Below are 21,023 nucleotides of genomic sequence, written 5' to 3'. Positions count from 1 at the left end.
ACCAGAACTTAAACAAAATGTTGAACCGAATCGGGTGGCCGGTCAAGGGCCCGCCGCCGGTTCCTCGGCGGACCCCCGGAACCGGGCGGTCAGAGCCAGTCGCGGGCCAAGGCCGCACCGACGCCGGTCAGCAGCACCCCGGCCTCGCGCTGGCAGCGCTCCAGGTCCGGTTCGACGTCGGTGAGCGCGTAGACCCGCTCGAAGCCGGCCGCGCGCAGCCGGTCGGCGGGCAGCGGGCAGCGCCCGGCCACCGCGATCACCGGGATGCCCGCGTCGCGGGCGCGCTCGGCGACGCCCGCCGGGCCCTTGCCGTGCAGGGTCTGCTCGTCGATGGAGCCTTCGCCGGTGATCACCAGCCCGGCTCCGGCGAGCTGGTCGGCGAACCCGACCAGTTCCAGCACCACGTCGACGCCGGGCCGCATCCGGGCGCCGAGGACCGACAGCGCGCCGAATCCCACGCCGCCCGCCGCGCCGGCGCCGGGCTGCCCGGCCACGTCGCGCCCGCCCGCGCGCACCACGGCGTCGGCGAACCGGGCCAGCGCGGTGTCCAGCAGCTCGACCTGCTCGGGGTCGGCGCCCTTCTGCGGGCCGTAGACGTGCGCGGCGCCGCGCTCGCCGAGCAGCGGGTTGTCCACATCGGAGGCGAGCACGAAATCCACGTCCGCCAAGCGGCGATCGAGGCCGGAGAGGTCCACTTCGGCCACCCGGGCCAGCGGTCCGCCGCCGGGCGGGAGCTGGTGCCCGTCGGCGTCGAGCAGCCGGGCGCCCAGCACGGTGAGCAGCCCGGCGCCGCCGTCGGTGCAGGCGCTGCCGCCGACGCCGAGCACGACGGTCCGCGCCCCGGCGTCCAGGGCGGCGGCGATCGCCTCCCCGGTGCCCTCGCTGGAGGCGCCCATCGGGGACAGGTCGTCGGGGTCGAGCAGCGCGAGCCCGGAGGCCGAGGCCAGCTCGACGACCGCGGTGCCCTCGTGCAGCGCGATCTCGGTGGGCACCGGGTCGCCGACCGGGCCGGCCACCAGCACCGGCACCGACCGGTAGCCGGAGGCCAGCGCCGACTCGACGGTCCCGTCCCCGCCGTCGGCGATCGGCACCGACCGCACTTCCACGTCGGGAGCCGCCCGCCGCAGGCCGTCCGCCACCGCGTCGGCGACACCCGGCGCGGTCAGCGATCCTTTGAACTTGTCCGGCGCGATCAGGACTGGACCTGGCACGACAACAACTCCCGAGCTCGACTGGGTGCGTTCCCCGCCGGGGCGCCCGGCACGCCACCGGCGGGGAACGCAGGGGTCATCGGGTATTCCACCCGACACCCCCGTCAGTGGGAAGGGGCGCCACCCCTTCCGGGCGGGCTCAGCCGCCGGGAACCGGTTCCGGCTCGATCAGCGCGTCGATCCGGGTGCCCCGGGCGGTGTTCGCCTCGCGGTCGATCATCACCTCCACCAGCACCGGCCTGCTGGTCGCCACCGCCTCCTTGCGGGCCCACTCGATCGCCTCGGCGATCTCGTCCGGGTGCAGGACCCGGCGGCCCGAGCAGCCGTAGCCGCGCATGATGGTGACGTTGTCGGTGCCGTGGTCGTCGTAGTGGATGTCGACCTCGGTGCGCATGTCGTAGCCGTCGGCCTCGGCCTGGCGGATCAGGCCCAGGTACTCGTTGTTGAGCATGACGATCACGAACGGCAGGTCGTACTGGGCGGCGACCGCGAGCTCCTCGACGAGGAACTGGAACGAGTAGTCGCCGACCACCGCGACCACCTCGGCGTCCGGTTCGGCCGACTTCACCCCGATCGCGGCGGGGATCTCCCAGCCGAGCGGCCCGGCCTGCCCGCACACCTGGTAGTGCCGGGGCAGGTGCGCGGTCTGGAACTGGCCGCCCCAGATCTGGTAGAGCCCGATCGCGGTGACGAAGTAGGTCTCCGGCGGGAAGATCTCGTTGATCTCCCGGTAGACCCGGGGAGCCTTGATCGGCACGTCGCGGTAGTCGTCGGGGCGGGTCAGCGTCTCGCGCAGGGACGCCACCCGGGACACCCACGGCCGGAAGTCGGCCACCACGTCGCGGGCCTGCTCCAGCAGCGCCTCCAGGAACAGCCGGGTGTCGGACACGACGCCCAGGTCGGGCTCGAAGACCCGGCCGAGCTGCATCGGCTCGATGTCGACGTGGATGAACTTCCGGTCGCCCCGGTAGACGTCCAGCGCACCGGTGTGCCGGTCGCCGAACCGGGAGCCCAGGGCGAGCACCAGGTCCGATTCCAGGAACGCCTTGTTGGCGTAGCGCTGGCTGGTCTGGATGCCGGTCATCCCGGCGTAGAGCTCGTGGTCCTCCGGGAACGAGCCCTTGCCCATCAGCGTGACCTGCACCGGGATGCCGAGCAGCTCGGCGAGTTCGCGCAGCAGGTCGTGCGCCTCGCCGAGGACGACGCCGCCACCGGCCAGCAGCAGCGGGCGCTCGGCGGACAGCAGCATGTCCAGGGCGCGGCGCACCCGGGGCGGGTGCGGCCGGACCTCGGGCACCGGCAGCGGGGCGTCCAGGGACGGGTCCCACTCGATCTCCTGCTGCTGCACGTCCAGCGGCAGGTCCACCAGGACCGGCCCGGGGCGGCCGGAGCGGGCGGTGCGGAACGCCTCGCGGAAGATCCACGGGAGCTGCGCGGCCTCCTTGGCCTGCACCGACCACTTGGTCACCGGCTTGGCGATCTCCACGATGTCGACCGCCTGGAACGCCTCCTGGTGCAGCTTCGAGGAGACGGCCTGCCCGGTGATGCACACCATCGGGATGGAGTCGGCCTGCGCCGTGTAGAGGCCGGTGATCATGTTGGTGCCCGCCGGACCGGAGGTGCCGATCGCGACGCCGACCTTGCCGTTGGTGCGCGCCCAGCCGTCGGCCATGTGGGTCGCGCCCTCCTCGTGGCGGACCACGAGGTGCTTGATGCCGCTGTCCTCCAGCGCGGCGTACAGCGGCAGGATCGCGGCACCGGGGCAGCCGAACGCGACGTCCACGCCCTCCGAGCGGAGCACGTCGACGACCGCCTGCATGACAGGGACTTTCGCCATGGTGTATGACTTCCTCTCGGGCACCGGGCTCGGCCCGGTACCGGACGGAACGGGTCGGGGTCCCCACGCTTGCCGGCATCGGACCCCGCCCGTTTCACCTGTGTTCACCTCGCGGCGCGATCTCAGGCGTCGCCTCGCTCCGGTCGCCCATCCTCAGCTCCGCAGCGTCCGGGCGTCCTCGCGAGGCGACGCCTGAGCCCCGCAGCGGTGCGGGCCGCAGGCCGCACCGCACGGCGGTTCCGGTGCTCAGCACCGCTTTCACAATGGCTTGCTTGGCGGTGCAAGCAGCGGAACCTCAGCGGCCTTCTCGCTCCGGGCGCCCTTCTTGATGTATGCCCATACACGGCATCAGGGCGTCCTCGCGAGAAGCCCGCTGAGCGGTCACGTCCGAGCACGGGCGGCGGTGCCGGTTGACGGCCCCACCGCATGCGGCTCCGCCGCATCCTGAAAAACTTCTCAGAGCGGCTCCGGAACCGCACGGGATCGGCGGGCCTCAGCCCTTCCCGTTGAGCTCCGCGATCCGGTTGTAGAGGGCGGAGTGGTCGAGGCCGCCCTCGCCCCGGGCCACCGAGGCCGCCACGAGCTGCGCGACCAGCGAGCCCAGCGGGATGCTCAGCCCGGCGTCGCGGGCCGCGCTCTGCACGATGCCCATGTCCTTGTGGTGCAGTTCGAGGCGGAAGCCGGGGGCGAACTCGCGCCCGCGCATCTTCGCCTCCTTGGCGCCGAGGACCGCGCTGCCCGCGAGCCCGCCGCCGAGCACCCGCAGCCCGGCCTCGGCGTCCACGCCGTGCGCTTCGAGGAACACCAGCGCCTCGGCGAGCAGACCGATGTTGCCCGCGACGACGAGCTGGTTGGCGGCCTTGACGGTCTGCCCGGCTCCGGCCGGACCGACGTGCACGACGGTGGCGCCGACGGCGTCGAGCACCGCACCGGCCCGCGCGAAGTCCTCCTCCGCGCCGCCGACCATGATCGACAGGGTGCCGTCGATGGCCTTGGGCTCCCCGCCGCTGACCGGGGCGTCGAGCACCCGGATGCCGCGCGCCGCGCCCTCCTCGGCGACCCGCCGGGAGACGTCGGGCCGGATGGTGCTGCAGTCGATGAGCAGCGCGCCCTCGGGGGCGTGCGCGAGCACGCCGTCCTCGCCGAGCACGATCTGCTCGACGTCCGGCGAGTCCGGCAGCATGGTGATGATCACCTCGGCGCCGCGCACCGCCTCGGCGACGTCGCCCGCGGCGACGCCGCCCTGCTCCACCAGCCGGTCGACCTTGCCCCGGCTGCGGTTGTACCCGGTGACCCGGTGGCCGGCCGCGACCAGGTTGGCCGCCATCGGACCCCCCATGATCCCGAGTCCGATGAACCCGACCTCGCTCATTGCACTCCTCCGATCCAGCCGAAGCTGTCCGCGCTGGCCCCGCTGGGCTTGTACTCCAGGCCGATGCGCCCCCGGTAGCCCACCTCGTCGAGCCTGCGGAACCAGTGTCCGAAGTCCAGGTCGCCGGTGCCCGGCTCGTTGCGCCCGGGGGCGTCGGCGATCTGCACGTGGCCGATGCGCCCGGCGTGCCGGTCGAGCACCGCGCCGGGGTCGTCGCCGTTGGCGGCGAGGTGGTAGAGGTCGAACAGCAACCGCAGGGCCTCGGTCTCGCCGGTGGCGTGCACCCGGTCGATCACCGCGATCGCGTCGGCGGCGGTCTTGAGCGGGTAGGCGGGCGTGCCGCTGACCGGCTCGACGAGCACGACGCCGCCGATGCGGTCGGCGGCCTTGCCCGCGCGGGCGAGGTTGGCGGTGGCCACCTCGTCCTGGGCGTCCGGGCGGACGCCGTCGATCCGGTTGCCGTAGAGGGCGTTGAAGGCGGTGCAGCCGAGCCGTTCACCGATGCCGATCGCGATGTCGACGTTGTCGGTGAACTGCCCCGCGCGGTCCGGGTCGGACAGCACGCCGCGCTCACCGGCGGGCATGTTCCCGGCGAAGAAGTTCAGCCCGGTGAGTTCCACCCCGGCGTCGTCGACGGCGCGCACGAACCGGTCCACCTCGCGGTCGCCGGGCACCGCGTCCGGGAACGGCCACCAGAACTCGACCGCGTCGAACCCGGCCGCCTTGGCCGCCGCCGGGCGGTCCAGCACGTCCAGCTCGGTGAACAGGATCGAGAGGTTGACGTCGAAACGGCTGCGTTCCACCGGCATCACCGTGTTTTCCTCATCGTGAAAGAATTGTTTCGTACAGCGGTAGATTAGCGAGCCGCTCCCCGGCGGTCAACACGTCCGCGCCGCCCCGCGCCCCGGCACGGCGACACGACCGGCATCCCGGCGGATTACCGTGGCCACACAGACTCCCGACGGACGACATTGCGAGCGCCGATGATCCTGCGAGCAGAGTTCACCACCGAACCCTTCGAGGGCGAAGGCGAACCGCCCGCGCACGCGGTGGCGGCCCGCGACGCCCTGCGCACCGCGGGGCTGGAACCGGACTTCGGCCCGCTGGGCACCGCGATCCAGGGCGACCGGCAGACCGTGCTCGCCGCCCTCGGCGAGGTGCTCGACGTCGCGCTCGGCGCGGGAGCGGCCCGGATCACGCTGCAGGTCACCGCCGAGGAGGCCACCACCGAGGAGTGACGGCGGCGGAGCCGCACCGCGGCGCAGATCGCCCCGAAAGCGGCCCTAAGGGGTCCTTTCAGAATGCGGCGGAGCCGCATGCGGTGCGGCCGTCAACCGGCACCGCTGCCCGTACTCGGAGTTACCGCTCAGCGGTCTTCTCGCGAGGACAGCCGTGACGCCGGGTACGAAGTGGGTACATCAGGAGCGGCTCCCGGAGCGAGAAGGCCGCTGAGGTTCCGCCACCCGCACCGCGGCGCAGATCACCCCGAAAGCGGCCCTAAGCTGGTGGGCGTGCATCCGCTCACCGCCGCGATCACCCCGCTGCTGGACCGGATCGGCGCCACCGCGGTTCCCGTGGAGGAGCGCGGGCCCGGTGACGTCGTGCTGCACTGGGACGGCGCCCCGGCGGTGGCCGTGCGCCTGGCCGGGGAGGAGCTGACCAGCGCGCTCGACCGGATGATCGCCCAGGTCGAGACCGAGCTCGGCGGCCGGCTGCCGGACCTGCCGCGCGCCGACAAGCAGCGCGCCGTCCGGTTGCTGGAGGAGCGCGGCGCCTTCACCCTGCGGAAGTCCGTGGAAGCCGTGGCGCAGGCGCTCGGCGTCAGCCGCTTCACCGTCTACAACTACCTGAACCGGGACTGACCGGCGCCGAACCCGGCGCCGGGGCGAACTCCCCGCGTCGTCGCGGGAATTCCCGCTGAAGCCCCCGTGAACCCGAGATTTCAACAAACTGTTGACACCCGGCGCGGAGCAGCCGTAGCTTTCAGCTCCATCGACGCTCGTGAGCAGCACCACAGCGCCGCCGCAGCACGACCGGAGCCACCGCTCCCCGCTGCCCGCCAGTGCATCCGCCGCCTCCACGGGGGGACCGCATGTCACCACCCATCTCTTCCGAACGCGACAGGTCTTCCGAACGCGACAGGTCTTCCGAACGCGACAGGTCTGCCGAACGCGACGGGCTCGCCGCGCTCAACGACCTGCCCCGCGCCGAACTCGTCGAACGCCTGCTCGCCTGCCTGGACGTGCCGCGCTGGGCCGACGACGTGGCCGACCGGCGGCCGTTCGCCGACCTCGCCGAGCTCCTGGGAGCCGCCGACGGCGCGGCCCCGGACCTGACTTCCGGGGAACTGGACGGCGCGCTGGCCGCCCACCCCCGGATCGGCCAACGCCCGGCGGGCACCGGCACCGCCGCGGACCACGCCCGCGGCGAGCAGTCCGGAGTGGACCCCGACGACGCCGAGCTGTCCCGCGCGCTGCGCGAGGGCAACGAGGAGTACGAACGCCGGTTCGGCCACGTCTACCTGGTCCGCGCCGCCGGGCGCAGCGGCGCCGAACTGCTGTCGATCCTGCGCTCCCGGCTGGACAACGACCCGGCCGCCGAGCGGCGGGTCGTCGAGCGGGAACTCCGCGAGATCGCCCGACTGCGACTGGAGAAGGTGATCGCCGGATGAGCGCCGTGACCACCCACGTCCTCGACGCCGCGCAGGGCCGCCCCGCCGCGGGCATCGCCGTGCGGCTGGAGGACGCCGACGGCCGCGAGCTGGGCGCCGGGCGCACCGACGCCGACGGCCGGATCCGCGACCTCGGCCCCGACGCGCTGCCCGCCGGGGACTACGCGCTGACCTTCACCACCGGTGACTACTTCGCCGAGCGCGGGGTCGACACCTTCTACCCGCAGGTCCGGATCGCCTTCCGGATCGCCGACCCGGACCAGCACCACCACGTCCCGCTGCTGCTGAGCCCGTTCGCCTACTCCACCTACCGAGGGAGCTGATCATGGGCATCGTCATGGGCCCCAACCAGTACGGCAAGGCGGAGGTGCGCCTCGTCGCCATCGACCGGAGCACTGCGCGGCACGGCATCAAGGACCTCACGGTCAGCACCTCGCTGCGCGGTGACCTCGACGAGGTGCACCTGACCGGCGACAACGGCAACGTGCTGCCCACCGACACCCAGAAGAACACCGTCTACGCCTTCGCCAAGGAGGCCCCGGTCGGGGAGATCGAGGACTTCGCGCTGCGGCTGGGCAGGCACTTCACCCGCACCGCCGAGGGCATCACCGGGGCGCGGGTGCTCGTCGAGGAGCACGCCTGGCAGCGCATCCCGGTCGGCGGCGGCGAGCACGACCACGCCTTCAGCCGCGCGGGCGACGAGAAGCGGACCACCGCGGTGACCATCGACGACGGCCGGGCGCACGTCGTCTCCGGGCTCAAGGACCTGGTGGTGCTCAAGTCCACCGGTTCGGAGTTCTGGGGCTACCCGAAGGACCGCTACACCACGCTGGCCGAGACCACCGACCGCATCCTCGCCACCGCCGTCACCGCCCGCTGGCGCTACCTGGGCGAGGACGTCGACTGGGGCAAGAGCTTCGAGTCGATCCGCGCCACGATGCTGGAGGCCTTCGCCACCACGCACAGCCTCGCGCTGCAGCAGAGCCTCTACGAGATGGGCAAGGCGGTGCTGGCCGCGCACGAGGAGGTCGCCGAGGTGCGGCTGTCGCTGCCGAACAAGCACCACTTCCTGGTCGACCTGGAATTCTGCGGGCTGACCAACGACAACGAGGTCTTCTTCGCCGCCGACCGCCCCTACGGGCTCATCGAGGGGGTCGTCACCAGGGACGACGTCGAGCCGCAACCACGCGCCTGGTACAGCTTGCCGGAGTTCTGAGCCGGCCTGCGGGGGCCACCGGGGAACGTCCCGGTGGCCCCCGGTCACATCCGGGGCGCTCATTCACCCGGACTGTCCTATTAAGACGGTAGATTCCGCGGCGGAAACGGTCATTCCGCCGTGGTCTCGTGCTACCCGCACCCAGGGAGATCCGATGGCCCTGTTCAAGGCACGACGGAACCGCGGTACCCGCAACGGACATGACGTCCATCCGGTCGACGAGGTGCTGCCTCCCGGCCGGATGGCCGCCTACGGCGTCCAGCACGTCGCGGCGATGTACGCCGGGGTGGTCGCACCCCCGCTGATCGTCGGCGAGGCCATCGGCCTCTCCCCGCTGGACCTGACCCTCCTCATCGGCGCCAGCCTGTTCACCGCGGGCCTGGCCACCATCCTCCAAGCCGTCGGCGTCTGGAAGATCGGCGCCCGGCTGCCGTTCGTCAACGGCGTCACCTTCGGCTCCGTCGCGCCGATCCTGGCCATCGTCGGGCAGCAGGCCGAGGGCACCAACCCGCTGTCGGTGATCTACGGCTCGGTGCTCATCGCCGGTGTGCTCGCCTTCTTCGTCGCACCGTACTTCTCCAAGATGGTCCGGTTCTTCCCGCCGGTGGTCAACGGGACCGTGATCACGCTCATCGGCCTGTCGCTGATGCCGGTCGGCATCGGCTGGATCGCGGGCGACGACAGCTCCGCGCCCGACTACGCCTCGCCCGCCAAGATCGCGCTCGGCGCCATGACGTTCGTGCTGGTGCTGCTGTTCAACCGCTTCCTCACCGGGTTCTGGAACCGCATCGCGCTGCTCATCGGGCTGCTGGTCGGCACCCTGGTCGCCTGGCCCGCCGGGCTGGTCGACACCAGCACCTTCAGCCAGGCGCCGGTGTTCGACCTGCCGCTGCCGTTCGAGCTCGGCACGCCCACGTTCAGCATCACCGCCACGCTGTCGATCTGCATCGTGATGCTGGTGGCGATGATGGAGAGCACCGCGGACATGATCGCCCTCGGCGAGATCGTGGACCGGCCCGCCGACCAGCGCACCATCGCCGCCGGGCTGCGCGCCGACGGCGCGGGCAGCGCGATCAGCGCCGTGTTCGGCGGCTTCACCTGCAGCGCCTTCGCGCAGAACATCGGGCTGGTCGCCCTCACCCGGGTCAAGAGCCGCTACGTGGTCGCCACCGGCGGCGTGGTGCTGGTGCTGCTCGGCCTGTTCCCGATGGTCGGCGCGGTGGTCTCGCTGGTGCCGCAGCCGGTGCTCGGCGGCGCCGCGCTGGTGCTGTTCGGCTCGGTGGCCGTCAGCGGCATCCGCACCCTCGGCAAGGCCGACCTCGGCGACCCCCGCACCACGCTGATCGTGGCGGGCGCGCTCGGCGTCGGGCTGATCCCGGTGGTGGCGCCGGAGTTCTACGAGCACTTCCCGGCGGCGCTGCGCACCGTCCTGGACTCCGGCATCAGCACCGGCTGCATCGCGGCCCTGCTGCTGAACCTGCTGTTCGGCAGCACCCGCAAGCCCGTCCCGGAGCACGCCCCGGCGGCCCCCGCCACCGACTGACCGGGCCGCCGTCCCCCGAGCCGTTCCGAGTGAGGGGCGCCTCCATCCGACCAAGCCGGATGCAGGTGCCCCTCACTCCGGTATCGGACGGGCGCACGGGCCTTCCGGACCGCGAAATGCCCGGACTGCTCGACCGCGCGCCGGAATCCAGGAAGAATGATCGGGAGGCGGGCCGCCAACCCGTCCGACGACGCACGGAACGGAGCACCCGGATGGATCTGTCCAAGCTGTTCAAGATGGTCTCCCCTGCCAAGCACGACCACCGCGGTCGCGGCAGCAGCGACGACCACCGCCGCCGTCGGCACTCCAGCAGCGACCACCGGCGCCGGCGGTCCAGCAGCGACCACCGCCGCCGCCGTTCCAGCAGCGACGGCCGCTACCGGCGCCGCCGCAGCCACAGCTGATCCCGGTGCGCGCCCAGGCGGAGGACGAGCAGGCGATCGCCGCGTCGGCGGACTCCTACTACTCCGAGGACGAGCAGGACTGGGGCGAGCCGGGACCGGTGCTGGTACCCGGGGCCGAACTGGCTCCCGGGTACCGGGTCGTGGACCACCTGCGGCGCGGCAGCCGGCTCGACGTCTACGACGTGTGGAGCGAGGAGCGCGGCTGCCGCTGCGTCGCCAAGACGCTGCGCCCGGAACGCGCCGAGGACGAGCAGGCGATCGGCTGGCTGCGCAACGAGGGCGTGATGCTGACCCAGCTCACCCACCCGCACCTGGTGCGCGGCTACGAGATCGTGCGGACCGCGCCGCCGGACCGGCCCGCGGTGATCACCGAGACGCTGCCCGGCCTCACCCTCGGCTACCTGCTCGACGAGGTGGGCCGGCTGCGCCCGGTGGACGCCGCGGTGCTGGGCATCCAGCTCTGCTCGGTGCTCGGCTACCTGCACCGGCGCGGCTGGGTGCACCTCGACGTCAAACCGTCCAACGTGGTGCAGACCGGCGGCCGGGCGGTGCTGCTGGACCTGAGCCTGGCGTGCCGGGTCGGCGAGCGCAGCTCCGCCGGGACGTTCGACTACCTGTCCCCGGAGCAGGCGCGCGGCGAGCCGATGAGCCCGGCCGCCGACACCTGGGGCCTGGGCAGCACGCTCTACGAGGTGCTGGCCGGGACGACGCCGTGGGCGCACGTGTCGCACCGGGAGCGCACCAGCCACGGCGGGCGCTACTACCCGCAGCGCGACGGCGCACCGGCCCCGCTGCGCACCCACCGGCGGCTGCCCGCCGCGCTCTCCCGGACCGTCGACGCCTGCCTGGCGCCGGATCCCACCGCGCGACCGACCGTCGCGGAGGTCTCGGGCAGGCTCGTCAACTGGTCGGGGATCGACCCGATGACCTTCGGGGACTGACCGACCCCACACCGGCACCACGACCGCCGCACCCGCGCCGAACACGCCGAGCGCCCACCCCACCAGGCGTCGCACACCCGTGACTTTTCCGAGGTGAGGGGCACCCTTGTCCAAGTTACTTGGGCAAGGGTGCCCCTCACTCCAGGTTCTTTCGGGCGACCGCCGGGCGGGTGTCGCACCGGGGTGGGCCTGCCTGGGCGGCCGGGGACGTCGGATCAGCGGCGGCGGAAGGCGATCGCGAACGCGACCAGGACCACGGCGAGGGCGACCTGGCCGCCCCAGACGATGCGGTTCACGCTGACCGCCGGGTGCCACGCCACGCCCTTCGCGCAGACCTCGAAGGCGCCGACCGGCCGGACGTGGACGCCGGTGCCGCCGCCCTCCTCGCCGCCGCGCTCGTCTCCCCGGCCACGGCCGAGGCGGACCGAGGCGACCGGCACCAGCGTCGTGTCCCCTTGCCGCACCGGTTCCCCGAACACCTGGTTCCGGCCGAGGCGATCGGCCAGCTCGACGAGCAGGTGGTCATCGTGCTTCTCGGATTCGGTCACGCCCCGACCCTAGCCTCCCGGTCCCGGGCCGGACCAGGCGTTCGGCTCCCGCGGCGGGTTCCGGCGTTGTCAGAGCAGTTTCCGGAGCCGCTCGGCCCACGCACGACATCAGCGCCGCCGCGGGTTCTCAGCGGCCTTCTCACGCGGACGCCCCGCCGCTGCGCATCGGAATGGGGCGCCGGGAGCGAGAAGGCCGCTGAGTTCACCGAACGAGCCGTCAGAACCGGATGACCTGGCGCATCGCCCGCCCGGCGGCGAGCTCGTCCATCGCGTGATTGATCGCGTCGAGGTCGATCGTCGAGGAGACCAGCTGGTCCACCGGCAGCTTCCCGGCCCGCCACAGGTCGGCGTACTCCGGGATGTCGGTGGCCGGGAGCCCGGAGCCGAGGAACGACCCGATGATGCTGCGGGTCTCGCTGACCAGCGCCAGCGGCGAGATGCTGCTGCTGGCCGCCGGGTGCGCCAGGCCGACCGAGACGGTCCGGCCGCCGGGCGCGGTGACCTGGACGGCCTGCTCGAACGCCTTCGGGTTGCCGGTGGCCTCCACGACCAGCCCGCAGCGGTGCCCGGCGTCGGCGGCCTCGTCCGGGGAGAGCGCTTGCGCCGCACCGAGTTCGAGGCCGCGAGCGCGCTTGGCGGGCAGCGGGTCGATCACCGTGACCCGCCCGGCACCGCAGGCGATCGCGACCAGCACGGCCGCCATCCCGACCCCGCCGACGCCGACGACGGTGACGTCCTCGCCGGGCTGGATCCGGGCGGCGTTCTTCACCGCCCCGCCCCCGGTGAGCACCGCGCAGCCGAGCAGCGCGCCGACCTCCGGCGGGATGTCGTCGTCGACCGGGACCACCGAGTGCCGGGACACCACGGCGTCGGTGGCGAAGCCGGAGACGCCGCAGTGGTGGTGCACGTCCCGGTCGTCCCAGCGCAGCCGCCGCGCGCCGGACAGCAGCGTGCCCTCGCCGTTGGCCGCCCAACCCGGGGTGCAGAGCATCCGGCCCCCGGCCCGGCAGGCGTCGCACTCGTCGCACCGGGGCACGAAGTAGAGCACGACGCGCTGCCCGACCGCCACGTCGGTGACGTCCGGTCCGACCTCGGCGACCCGCCCGCACGCCTCGTGCCCGAGCAGCATCGGCACCGGGCGCGGCCGGTTCCCGTCGACCACGGAGAGGTCGGAGTGGCACACCCCGGCCGCTTCGAGCTGCACGCGGAGTTCGCCGGGTCCGGGCCCGTCGAGGTCGAGGTCGGTGACCGCCAGCGGCCGGGTCTGCTCCCACGGCCCCTGCCTGCCGCTTTCCTGGAGAACGGCTCCTCTGATCCGCATACCGCGCAACTCCTTCGTCCGGGTCAGCTCATCTGCTCACGCCGGACAACCGTTTGTCCAGACCCCACGGACCTTTTCAACGACCAAGGGAGCAGCAACCGCTTCCGCAGTCGCGCACCACCACCAGAACCACACCAAGGGAGCAGCCACTTCCGCACCGACCCCGCCACCAGCAACCACCGTCAGGCAAGCGGCGAAAGCCGCTTCCGCCTTGCCCCACCCTCGCCACTTGCACCGCCGCGGGTTCTCAGCGGTCTTCTCGCGAGGACGCCCTGATGCCGTGTATTGGCATACATCAAGAAGGGCGCCCGGAGCGAGAAGGCCGCTGAGGTTCCGCCACCCGCACCGCCACGCGAAAAGACCCAACGAAACTAGAGCCTCCCCAACTCCCGGATCTTTTGTTCTGTTGTTCCTGTCAGCTCCTGCACCTCCGCCGCGTCGATCCCCCCGTTGTCCAGGGCGCGGACGAAGGAGGCGGCCAGCGCCCGGGCGGTCGCGGGTTCGTCGAGGACCGCGCCGCCGGAGGCGGACACGTAGTCGGCGAGGCGCCGGGCCTCGGCGGGGGCGGTTTCCCGGAACGCCGCGAACACCGCCGCGTAGCGGGTGATGAGCTGTCCGGGGTGCAGGTCCCAGCCCTGGTAGTAGCCGTTGGACAGGGAGCGGCGGACGAGTTCCCAGTGCGTTCGGAGGCCGTGCCGCACCTGGTCGCCGACGGGCAGCACGTTCGTCGAGCCGTCGGACAGGAACACCCCGGTGCCCGCGGCGGCGACCTGCATCGCGTGCCGCGCGAAGTCGCAGGCCGGGTGGGCGAGGTGCTGGTGCGCGGCGGTCAGGCCGCAGGCCGCCGTGTAGTCGTAGGTGCCGAAGTGCAGCCCGCTGACCCGTCCGGCCCCGGCGCGCAGGAACCGGGGCAGCGCGAACCGACCGTCGGAGTCCACGATGGACTGCGTGGTTTCCACCTGGATCTCGAACCGCAGCGCGCCGTCCGGCAGTCCGAGCCGCTGCTCCAGCAGGCCGAGGACTTCGACGAACACCTCGACCTGGGCGACGTCGACGACCTTCGGGAAGGTCACCACGAACCCGTCGGGCAGCGGGCCGCGGCGCAGCAGCGCGGTGAGGAACGCGTCCAGCGTCCGCACCGACCGGGTCCGCGATTCGGGACCGTCGAACGACTTCACCCGCAGCCCGACGCCCAGCGGCAGCGTTCCCGCGGCGGCCCAGTCGGCGACCACCCCGGCGGTGCGCTCGGCGTCGGCGTCCTCGACGTCGTCCCCGGAACGCCCGTAGCCGTCCTCGAAGTCGATGCGCAGGTCCTCCACGGGCGCGTCGGCGAGCTTCGCCGCCACCCGGGGGTGCACGGCGGTCGCGATCGCGGGGTCGAGGCCGACGATCTCGGCCAGCGCCGCGGCGTCGCCGACGTGCTCGGCGAACACCGCCGAGGCCTGCCGCGCCCATTCCCGCAGCGTGTCGGCGCGGACGTCACCGGCCGGGACGTAGCAGGTGTGCACGGGTTGCCGGGCCGCACCGGCCCCCGGGTACACCGCCGCGACGTGTTCGTCCACAGCGGACAGCCGCGACATCCGCCGCTCGACCTCCGCCGCGTCCAACGAGGTGCCCACCATCGCGCTCTCCCTCCTCAACCACCGGACCCGCCACCGCGACGGGCCGGAAACCTCAGGCGCCGGACGGCCACCGCACCACCGTGCGACACCCGCCCGAGCGTCCTCCGCACGCACCCGGAGTGAGGGGCACCTTCATCCGGCATAGTCGGACGAAGGTGCCCCTCACTCGGAAGAAGATCAGCCGTTCAGGGCAGGTCGTCGTAGGCGGGCAGGGTCAGGAAGTCGACGAACTCGTCGGCCACCGCCACCTGCTCGAACAGCTCCACCGCGCGACCCACCTGGTCCTGCGCGAGACCTTCGCCGCGCAGCTCCTTCTCGGTGTCGGCCAGCACCTCCCGCACGAGGTCGACCGTCACCCGCTCGCCACCGGCCAGCACGACGTCGTTGTGCAGCCACTGCCAGATCTGCGAGCGGGAGATCTCGGCGGTAGCGGCGTCCTCCATCAGGTTGTGGATCGCCGCCGCGCCGTTCCCGCCGAGCCAGGAGGCGATGTAGCGCACGCCCACGTCGACCGCGGCGCGCAGGCCCTCGATGGTCCGCTCACCGGGGGTGGCGGCGACGTCGAGGAGCTGGTCGGCGGTGACGGTGACGTCCTCGCGGGTCCGGTCGATCTGGTTCGGCTTGTCGCCGAGGACGGCGTCGAACTCCTCGAAGCAGATCGGCACCAGGCCGGGGTGGGCGACCCAGGAACCGTCGAAGCCGTCGCCGGCCTCGCGCTTCTTGTCCTCGTGGACCTTGCCCATCGCCTTGTCGTTGGTCGCCGGGTCCTTGGTCGGGATGAACGCGGCCATCCCGCCGATGGCGAACGCGCCGCGCTTGTGGCAGGTGCGCACCAGAAGTTCGGTGTAGGCGCGCATGAACGGCGCGGTCATGGTGACCGAGTTGCGGTCCGGCAGGATGTACTCGCCGGAGTCGCGGAAGGTCTTGATGACGCTGAACAGGTAGTCCCAGCGCCCGGCGTTGAGGCCGGCCGAGTGGTCCCGCAGCTCGTAGAGGATCTCCTCCATCTCGAACGCCGCCGGGTAGGTCTCGATGAGCACGGTGGCGCGGACGCTGCCGTGCGGGATGCCGAGCTCGCTCTGGGCGTGGGTGAACACGTCGTTCCACAGCCGCGCTTCGAGGTGGCTCTCCATCTTGGGGAGGTAGAAGTACGGCCCGCTGCCCCGGTTCAGCAGTTCCTGGGCGTTGTGGAAGAAGTGCAGGCCGAAGTCGACGAGCGCGCCGACCGCGGGCTCGCCGTCGACCAGCAGGTGCTTCTCCGGCAGGTGCCAGCCGCGCGGGCGCACCAGCGGGACGGCGTGCCGCACGTCGTCGCGGAGGGTGTACTGCTTGCCCTCCGGCGTGGTGAGCTCGATCTGCTTGCGCACCAGGTCGTACAGGTTGACCTGGCCGGAGACGACGTTGTCCCAGTGCGGGGTGTTGGCGTCCTCCAGGTCGGCGAGCCACACGCGGGCGCCCGAGTTCAGCGCGTTGATGGCCATCTTGCGGCTGGTGGGCCCGGTGATCTCGACGCGGCGGTCGGCGATGTCGGCGGGCGGCGCGGCGACCTGCCAGTCGCCCTCGCGGATGTGCTGCGTCTCGGGCAGGAAGTCGAGCCGTCCGGTGCGGGCGGCCTCGGCGCGGCGCTGCGCGCGGCGCTCGAGCAGCTCGTCGCGGCGGGCGCCGAAGGCGCGCTGGAGCCCGGCGACGAAGTCGAGGGCCTCCGGGGTCAGGATCTCGTCCCCGCGCTCGACGGGACCGCCGAGCACCTGGACGCCGTGTGGGGTCGCGGACATGGGTCTTCCACCCTTTCTGCTGCCGGGTTCGTCAGATCGGTGGCTTGTTGGCTCACCTGGCGGCGCGCCGGGCGGTCGCGCGCGGATGGCCGCGCGACGCCGCGTCCGCGCCAAGCGGTACGCCCGTCCTGTTATTCTGCATCGTGGATGTTAGTTTCCGCATGGCGCCGAAAGCAACATGAGCTGTCGCACTCGACAGCGATTAGACTGCGGCACGGCCACCCCGTCCTGCCGAGAGGAAGTTCCCGATGACCACCGGCCCGCGCCGCTCCCAGCCCAGCGGAGGAGTCCAGTCGGTGGAACGCACCTTCGACCTGCTGGAGCTGATGGCCGACGCGGGCGGCGAGGTCGCGCTCTCCGAACTGGCCGACAGGTCCGGGCTGCCGCTGCCGACGATCCACCGGATCATGCGCACCCTGGTCAGCGCGGGCTACGCCCGCCAGCAGCCGTCCCGCCGCTACGCGCTCGGACCCCGGCTGATCCGGCTCGGCGAGACCGCGAGCAAGGCCCTCGGGTCCTGGGCCCGCCCCTACCTGGCGGAGCTGACCGAGGCCACCGGCGAAACGTCGAACATGGCGGTGCTCGACGGCGAGCAGATCGTCTACGTCGCGCAGGTGCCCTCGCGGCACCAGATGCGGATGTTCACCGAGGTCGGCAGGCGGGTCGACGCGCACGCCACCGCCGTCGGCAAGGCGATGATGGCCAACCTCCCGGCGGATTCGGTGGCGCAACTGCTCACCCGCGCCGGGATGCGCCCCGAGACCGAGCGCACCATCACCACCGTCGAGGGCATGCAGCAGGAGCTCGGCCGCATCCGCGAGCAGGGCTACGCCGTCGACGACGGCGAGCAGGAGGTCGGCGTGCGCTGCTACGCGGTGGCGGTGCCGGGCGCTCCGGCGGGCGCGGCGATCTCGATCAGCGGCCCCGAGGGGCGGATGACCCGGATCACCACCGACGACGTCATCCCCCTGATGCAACGCCTGGCCAAGGAACTCGCAGCCGAGATCACCACGGCCTGATCCCCACGGCCCCGGGTCCCCACGGCGCCCCGGTGCTCAACCGAGCGAGGGCGCCCTCACCCCGATCACCCGAACGTGACGTGAGTGAGGGGCACCCTTGTCCCAGTTACTTGGGCAAGGGTGCCCCTCACTCAGCTCACGTACGGGTGGTGATCACTCGGACGGGTGGTGAGTGAGGAGGTCAGCCGCGGGGTCTCGTTCTGCGGCGGGCCCAGCGGACCACCAGGGCGACCAGCACGATGACCAGCAGGAGCGGCACGCCGAACAGGCCGGACGCGGTGCGCACCTGCTCGTAGGCGGCGCCGGACCAGGCGCCGAGCAGCACCCAGGCGGTCGACCAGGCCAGCGCGACCGGCGCGGTGCACGCGGTGAACCTCAGGTGCCCGACGCCGCTGCGCGCGGCCAGCCGGGGCACCACGGTCCGCGCCACCGCGAGCGCCTGCGCCGCCGCCACCGCACGTCCGTCCACTGCGGACTCGATCCGGTCGGCGCCGAAGCGGCGCACCGCGAGCTCCCGCAACCGCCCGGAACCGGTGCCGCCGAGCAGGTAGCCGAGCTGCGCGCCACCGGCGCTGGCCGCCGCGGCCGTGCCGATCGCCGCCCAGACCTCCAGCACGCCGTGCCCGGCCAGCCAGCCCAGCGCCACCACGAGCCCGGCGCCCGGCAGGAAGATCCCGATGAGCAGCCCCGATTCGGCGGCGAGCACGGCGGCGGCGAGCAGCAGCGCCAGCGGGCCGGGGAACCCGGCGAGGAATTCGGTCACCCGAGCTCGTCGACCCGTCGCCGCCAGGATTCGCCGCGCGGCTCCAGGACCAGCTCGCGGACGTCGTCGGCGCGGCGGCGCAGCCGGACCAGCAGGAGCTCGTCGGCCAGCCGCTCGGCCATCCCGGCGCCCCACTCCACGACCACGGCCGCCTCGGTGAGGTCGGTGTCCAGGTCGAGGTCGTCGATCTCGTCCAGCCCGCCCAGCCGGTAGGCGTCCACGTGCACCAGCGCCGGGCCGGTGCCGCGCTCCGGCCGGTGCACCCGGGCGATCACGAACGTCGGCGAGGTGATCCGCCCCGCCACCCCTAGCCCGGCGGCGATCCCCCTGGTCAGCACGGTCTTGCCGGCGCCGAGCGGACCGTCCAGCAGGACCAGGTCGCCGGCCCGCAGCAGCCCGCCCAACCGGCGGCCGAACTCCAGCGTGTCCGACTCCTCGGCCAGCTCCAGCACGTGCTCGGTGTCCATCACCGCTCCTCCCCCGCGTACGCCCGCCGGATCAGCGCGACGAGCTGCTCGGTGACCACCTCGTGCCGCTCCAGCATCACCGGGTGCCCGGCGGATTCGACCTGCACCAGCTCGGCGGTCGGCAGCTCCCCGGCGATCACCTCCGCGTGCGAGAACGGCGTGATCCGATCGGAATCCCCGGCCAGCACCAGCACCTCGCACTCCGCCAGCGCGGCCAGCGCAGCCCGGCGGTCGTGGGTGCCGATGGTCTCCAGGAAGTCGGTCACCACCTCGACCGACGTCGCGCCGATCATCTCGGCGACCAGGTCCACCACGGCGGGCGAGACGTCGCGGTCGGCGAAGCCCAACCGCCGGATGAGGGTCCGGGCCAGCGGATCACCGGTGCGGCGGATCCGCTCCACCAGCGCGGGCTGCACCCCGACCACCATCGACAGGCCGCGGGTGATCGGGTTGTACCGGGACAGCCACGGGCGGGACAGCCCCGCCGCGCCGACCGCACCCGCCGAGGTGCCGATCAGCGCCACCCCGCGCACCCGGCCGCGGAACAGCTCCGGTCGCTGCTCGGCCAGCGCCATGATCGTCATGCCGCCCATCGAGTGCCCGACCAGCACCACCGGCCCGCTCGCCGCGGTCGCCCGCAGCACCGCGTCCAGGTCCCGGCCGAGCTGGTCTATGGTGCTGCCGCTGCGCGAGGACTGCCCGGAGCGGCCGTGGCTGCGCTGGTCGTAGAGCACCAGCCGGACCCGGGGGCCGGTCAGCTCCGGCAGGTCGCGCCGCTGGAAGTGCCAGCACCGGGAGTCCATCGCGTAGCCGTGGACCAGCACCACGGTCAGCTCCGCCGCACCGCCGTCCAGCGGCCCGACCTCCTGCACCGCCAGCGGCACCCCGTCGTCGGCGGCCACCGTGGACTGCCGGTCCGGGAGCAGACCGCCGGGCTTCTCCTCCAGCAGCGCACCGTCGGACCGGCGCTGCGCGCGGGTGCTGTGCGCGGCGACGCCCACCACGGCGCCGGTGACCGCCGCGCCGACGACGCCGCCGGTCCAGGCCAGCGCCTGCCACACCGGCCTCATCGGGGGTCCTCGTCCACCGCGGTCCGCGTCACCCGAGGGCGGAACATGCCGCTGACGACCTCGTAGTGGATGGTGCCGAGCTCGTCGGCCCACTCCGCCGCCGTCGGCTCGCCGCGCTCACCCGGGCCGAACAGCACCACCTCGTCGCCCTCGCGGACCTCGTCGTCGTCGCAGCGCACCACGATCTGATCCATGCACACCCGGCCGACCACCGGGCGGCGCCGACCCGCCAGCCACACCTCCAGCGCGCCGGACAACCGCCGGGGCACGCCGTCGGCGTAGCCGACCGGGACCAGGGCCAGCGTCACCGGCCGGTCGGCGGTCCAGGTCCGGCCGTAGGACACGCTCTCCCCGGCGGCGATCCGCTTCACCATCGTCACCGAGGAGCGGAACGTCATCGCCGGGCGCAGCCCGTGGTCGCCGTGCTGCGGCACCGGGTCCAGGCCGTAAGCGGCGATGCCCGGGCGGATCAGCTCGAAGTGCAGGTCGGGGCGGGTGAGCGCGGCGGCCGAGTTGGCCAGGTGCCGGATCGGCGTCAACCCCACCGCGCGGGCCTGCTCGTGGGCGCGGCGCAACCGGGCCGCCTGCCGGTCGATCGACGGATCGCCCGGTTCGTCGGCGCTGGCCAGGTGCGACCACACCGCCGCGACCTCCACGTCCCCGTCGGCCTGCGCCTTCGCCGCCGCCGCGACCAGCTCCGGCCACAGCTCCTCCGGGCACCCGCTCCGGGACAACCCGGTGTCGATCTTGAGGTGCACCGGCACCATCCGGCCCTGCGCCGCGGCCGCGGCCGCGATCGCCCGGAGCTGCGCCACCGACGACGCGGACAGCTCCAGGTCGGCGGCCACCGCGGGCGCGAAGTCCTCGTCGTGCGCGTAGAGCCACGCCAGGATCGGTGCGGTGATGCCCGCGGCGCGCAACTGCCTGCCCTCGTCGATCGAGGCGACGCCGAGGTCGGTGGCCCCGGCGGCCAGCGCGGCGCGGGCGACGGTCGCCGCCCCGTGCCCGTAGCCGTCGGACTTCACCACGACCATCGTGCGGGCGCCCGACCGGCGGGCGCGCTCGGCGAGGATGCCGACGTTGCGGCGGAGCGCGGCGACGTCGATGCGCAGGTCGGCGCGGTGGGCGGGCTGGTCGCTCATGACAGCGCCATCGTCCCACACCCCGCGCCCCCGACGTCGTCGGTCCGCGCCCTCCTCCCGCAGGTCAGCCGTCGGGGTGTACCTCCCGTCACGTGCCGTCG

The 21,023-nt window shown here is 73.0% G+C and carries 21 protein-coding genes; 9 read left to right on the top strand and 12 right to left on the bottom strand.

Annotated features, from left to right (window positions below):
• Positions 1-89 precede the first annotated feature (89 nt).
• From ABD976_RS05050 to ABD976_RS05035, 4 genes are all read right to left on the bottom strand, one after another.
• Positions 90-1,211, bottom strand: a complete 1,122-nt coding sequence (locus tag ABD976_RS05050) for a glycerate kinase (RefSeq protein WP_345357846.1) — start codon at positions 1,209-1,211, stop codon at positions 90-92.
• Between the two features lie 139 nt (positions 1,212-1,350).
• Entirely contained in the window at positions 1,351-3,048 is a 1,698-nt protein-coding gene (gcl, locus tag ABD976_RS05045; RefSeq protein ID WP_345357843.1) for a glyoxylate carboligase, read from the bottom strand.
• A 493-nt stretch (positions 3,049-3,541) separates the two neighbouring features.
• A complete protein-coding gene (locus ABD976_RS05040) occupies positions 3,542-4,420 on the bottom strand; it encodes a 2-hydroxy-3-oxopropionate reductase (protein WP_345357840.1) in 879 nt (292 codons plus the stop codon).
• Positions 4,417-5,229, bottom strand: a complete 813-nt coding sequence (locus ABD976_RS05035) for a hydroxypyruvate isomerase family protein (protein ID WP_345357837.1) — start codon at positions 5,227-5,229, stop codon at positions 4,417-4,419. Before ABD976_RS05035 ends, ABD976_RS05040 begins: the two co-directional genes overlap by 4 nt.
• Positions 5,230-5,403: 174 nt before the next feature.
• On the opposite strand from ABD976_RS05035, the gene ABD976_RS05030 reads away from it, so the two are divergent.
• From ABD976_RS05030 to ABD976_RS04995, 8 genes are all read left to right on the top strand, one after another.
• Positions 5,404-5,658 (top strand): thiamine-binding protein, encoded by a 255-nt coding sequence (locus ABD976_RS05030; RefSeq protein WP_345357834.1) that lies wholly within the window; start codon positions 5,404-5,406, stop codon positions 5,656-5,658.
• Positions 5,659-5,931: 273 nt separating this feature from the next.
• Positions 5,932-6,282, top strand: a complete 351-nt coding sequence (locus ABD976_RS05025; RefSeq protein ID WP_345357831.1) for a helix-turn-helix domain-containing protein — start codon at positions 5,932-5,934, stop codon at positions 6,280-6,282.
• 230 nt (positions 6,283-6,512) lie between these two features.
• Positions 6,513-7,091 (top strand): 2-oxo-4-hydroxy-4-carboxy-5-ureidoimidazoline decarboxylase, encoded by a 579-nt coding sequence (gene uraD, locus ABD976_RS05020; protein ID WP_345357828.1) that lies wholly within the window; start codon positions 6,513-6,515, stop codon positions 7,089-7,091.
• Complete coding sequence (gene uraH, locus ABD976_RS05015) at positions 7,088-7,414, top strand: hydroxyisourate hydrolase (RefSeq protein WP_345357825.1); 327 nt, start codon at positions 7,088-7,090, stop codon at positions 7,412-7,414. Before uraD ends, uraH begins: the two co-directional genes overlap by 4 nt.
• Before the next feature lie 2 nt (positions 7,415-7,416).
• Complete coding sequence (gene pucL, locus ABD976_RS05010) at positions 7,417-8,307, top strand: factor-independent urate hydroxylase (protein ID WP_345357822.1); 891 nt, start codon at positions 7,417-7,419, stop codon at positions 8,305-8,307.
• A 154-nt stretch (positions 8,308-8,461) separates the two neighbouring features.
• Positions 8,462-9,850: a nucleobase:cation symporter-2 family protein gene (locus tag ABD976_RS05005; RefSeq protein ID WP_345357819.1), complete on the top strand. Its 1,389-nt coding sequence runs from the start codon at positions 8,462-8,464 to the stop codon at positions 9,848-9,850.
• Positions 9,851-10,062: 212 nt separating this feature from the next.
• Positions 10,063-10,254 carry a hypothetical protein gene (locus ABD976_RS05000; RefSeq protein ID WP_345357816.1) on the top strand — a complete coding sequence of 64 codons (192 nt, stop codon included), beginning with the start codon at positions 10,063-10,065 and terminating at the stop codon, positions 10,252-10,254.
• Between the two features lie 5 nt (positions 10,255-10,259).
• The gene (locus tag ABD976_RS04995; RefSeq protein WP_345357813.1) at positions 10,260-11,195 is read left to right on the top strand and encodes a serine/threonine-protein kinase; all 936 of its coding nucleotides are present in this window, start codon (positions 10,260-10,262) and stop codon (positions 11,193-11,195) included.
• Positions 11,196-11,410: 215 nt separating this feature from the next.
• Here ABD976_RS04995 and ABD976_RS04990 read toward each other — a convergent pair whose 3' ends face one another.
• The 4 genes from ABD976_RS04990 to aceB form a co-directional block, all read right to left on the bottom strand.
• Complete coding sequence (locus ABD976_RS04990; protein ID WP_345357810.1) at positions 11,411-11,743, bottom strand: hypothetical protein; 333 nt, start codon at positions 11,741-11,743, stop codon at positions 11,411-11,413.
• Between the two features lie 217 nt (positions 11,744-11,960).
• Positions 11,961-13,064, bottom strand: a complete 1,104-nt coding sequence (locus ABD976_RS04985) for an alcohol dehydrogenase catalytic domain-containing protein (RefSeq protein WP_345357807.1) — start codon at positions 13,062-13,064, stop codon at positions 11,961-11,963.
• 371 nt (positions 13,065-13,435) lie between these two features.
• Positions 13,436-14,686 carry a DUF6986 family protein gene (locus tag ABD976_RS04980; protein ID WP_345357804.1) on the bottom strand — a complete coding sequence of 417 codons (1,251 nt, stop codon included), beginning with the start codon at positions 14,684-14,686 and terminating at the stop codon, positions 13,436-13,438.
• A gap of 185 nt (positions 14,687-14,871) precedes the next feature.
• Positions 14,872-16,461: a malate synthase A gene (gene aceB / locus ABD976_RS04975; protein WP_345357801.1), complete on the bottom strand. Its 1,590-nt coding sequence runs from the start codon at positions 16,459-16,461 to the stop codon at positions 14,872-14,874.
• A gap of 248 nt (positions 16,462-16,709) precedes the next feature.
• On the opposite strand from aceB, the gene ABD976_RS04970 reads away from it, so the two are divergent.
• Positions 16,710-17,480, top strand: coding sequence for an IclR family transcriptional regulator (locus tag ABD976_RS04970; RefSeq protein WP_345357798.1), 771 nt, complete (start codon positions 16,710-16,712; stop codon positions 17,478-17,480).
• Between the two features lie 181 nt (positions 17,481-17,661).
• Here the strand turns inward: ABD976_RS04970 and ABD976_RS04965 are convergent, their stop codons facing one another.
• Genes ABD976_RS04965 through alr form a run of 4 tightly spaced genes read right to left on the bottom strand, consistent with a single transcriptional unit; the run spans position 17,662 to position 20,922 of the window.
• Positions 17,662-18,243, bottom strand: a complete 582-nt coding sequence (locus tag ABD976_RS04965; RefSeq protein ID WP_345357795.1) for a DedA family protein — start codon at positions 18,241-18,243, stop codon at positions 17,662-17,664.
• Positions 18,240-18,710, bottom strand: coding sequence for a tRNA (adenosine(37)-N6)-threonylcarbamoyltransferase complex ATPase subunit type 1 TsaE (gene tsaE, locus ABD976_RS04960; RefSeq protein WP_345357792.1), 471 nt, complete (start codon positions 18,708-18,710; stop codon positions 18,240-18,242). Before tsaE ends, ABD976_RS04965 begins: the two co-directional genes overlap by 4 nt.
• On the bottom strand, positions 18,710-19,780 hold the full coding sequence (locus ABD976_RS04955) for an alpha/beta fold hydrolase (RefSeq protein WP_345357790.1): 1,071 nt from the start codon (positions 19,778-19,780) through the stop codon (positions 18,710-18,712). The genes tsaE and ABD976_RS04955 overlap by 1 nt, the downstream gene beginning before the upstream one ends.
• A complete protein-coding gene (gene alr, locus ABD976_RS04950) occupies positions 19,777-20,922 on the bottom strand; it encodes an alanine racemase (RefSeq protein WP_345357787.1) in 1,146 nt (381 codons plus the stop codon). Before alr ends, ABD976_RS04955 begins: the two co-directional genes overlap by 4 nt.
• Between the last annotated feature and the right edge of the window lie 101 nt (positions 20,923-21,023).

Origin of the sequence: Saccharopolyspora cebuensis (assembly GCF_039542665.1) — a bacterium.
Lineage (GTDB): Bacteria > Actinomycetota > Actinomycetes > Mycobacteriales > Pseudonocardiaceae > Saccharopolyspora > Saccharopolyspora cebuensis.
This window is presented reverse-complemented; position numbering and strand designations above follow the sequence as displayed.

Excerpts from the sequence above, each read along its gene's own strand:
- gcl (WP_345357843.1), bottom strand. The coding sequence starts at position 3,048 with ATGGCGAAAGTCCCTGTCATGCAGGCGGTCGTCGACGTGCTCCGCTCG.
- ABD976_RS05040 (WP_345357840.1), bottom strand. The coding sequence starts at position 4,420 with ATGAGCGAGGTCGGGTTCATCGGACTCGGGATCATGGGGGGTCCGATG.
- ABD976_RS05035 (WP_345357837.1), bottom strand. The coding sequence starts at position 5,229 with ATGCCGGTGGAACGCAGCCGTTTCGACGTCAACCTCTCGATCCTGTTC.
- ABD976_RS05030 (WP_345357834.1), top strand. The coding sequence starts at position 5,404 with ATGATCCTGCGAGCAGAGTTCACCACCGAACCCTTCGAGGGCGAAGGC.
- uraD (WP_345357828.1), top strand. The coding sequence starts at position 6,513 with ATGTCACCACCCATCTCTTCCGAACGCGACAGGTCTTCCGAACGCGAC.
- uraH (WP_345357825.1), top strand. The coding sequence starts at position 7,088 with ATGAGCGCCGTGACCACCCACGTCCTCGACGCCGCGCAGGGCCGCCCC.
- pucL (WP_345357822.1), top strand. The coding sequence starts at position 7,417 with ATGGGCATCGTCATGGGCCCCAACCAGTACGGCAAGGCGGAGGTGCGC.
- ABD976_RS05005 (WP_345357819.1), top strand. The coding sequence starts at position 8,462 with ATGGCCCTGTTCAAGGCACGACGGAACCGCGGTACCCGCAACGGACAT.
- ABD976_RS05000 (WP_345357816.1), top strand. The coding sequence starts at position 10,063 with ATGGATCTGTCCAAGCTGTTCAAGATGGTCTCCCCTGCCAAGCACGAC.
- ABD976_RS04985 (WP_345357807.1), bottom strand. The coding sequence starts at position 13,064 with ATGCGGATCAGAGGAGCCGTTCTCCAGGAAAGCGGCAGGCAGGGGCCG.
- ABD976_RS04980 (WP_345357804.1), bottom strand. The coding sequence starts at position 14,686 with ATGGTGGGCACCTCGTTGGACGCGGCGGAGGTCGAGCGGCGGATGTCG.
- aceB (WP_345357801.1), bottom strand. The coding sequence starts at position 16,461 with ATGTCCGCGACCCCACACGGCGTCCAGGTGCTCGGCGGTCCCGTCGAG.
- ABD976_RS04970 (WP_345357798.1), top strand. The coding sequence starts at position 16,710 with ATGACCACCGGCCCGCGCCGCTCCCAGCCCAGCGGAGGAGTCCAGTCG.
- tsaE (WP_345357792.1), bottom strand. The coding sequence starts at position 18,710 with ATGGACACCGAGCACGTGCTGGAGCTGGCCGAGGAGTCGGACACGCTG.
- ABD976_RS04955 (WP_345357790.1), bottom strand. The coding sequence starts at position 19,780 with ATGAGGCCGGTGTGGCAGGCGCTGGCCTGGACCGGCGGCGTCGTCGGC.
- alr (WP_345357787.1), bottom strand. The coding sequence starts at position 20,922 with ATGAGCGACCAGCCCGCCCACCGCGCCGACCTGCGCATCGACGTCGCC.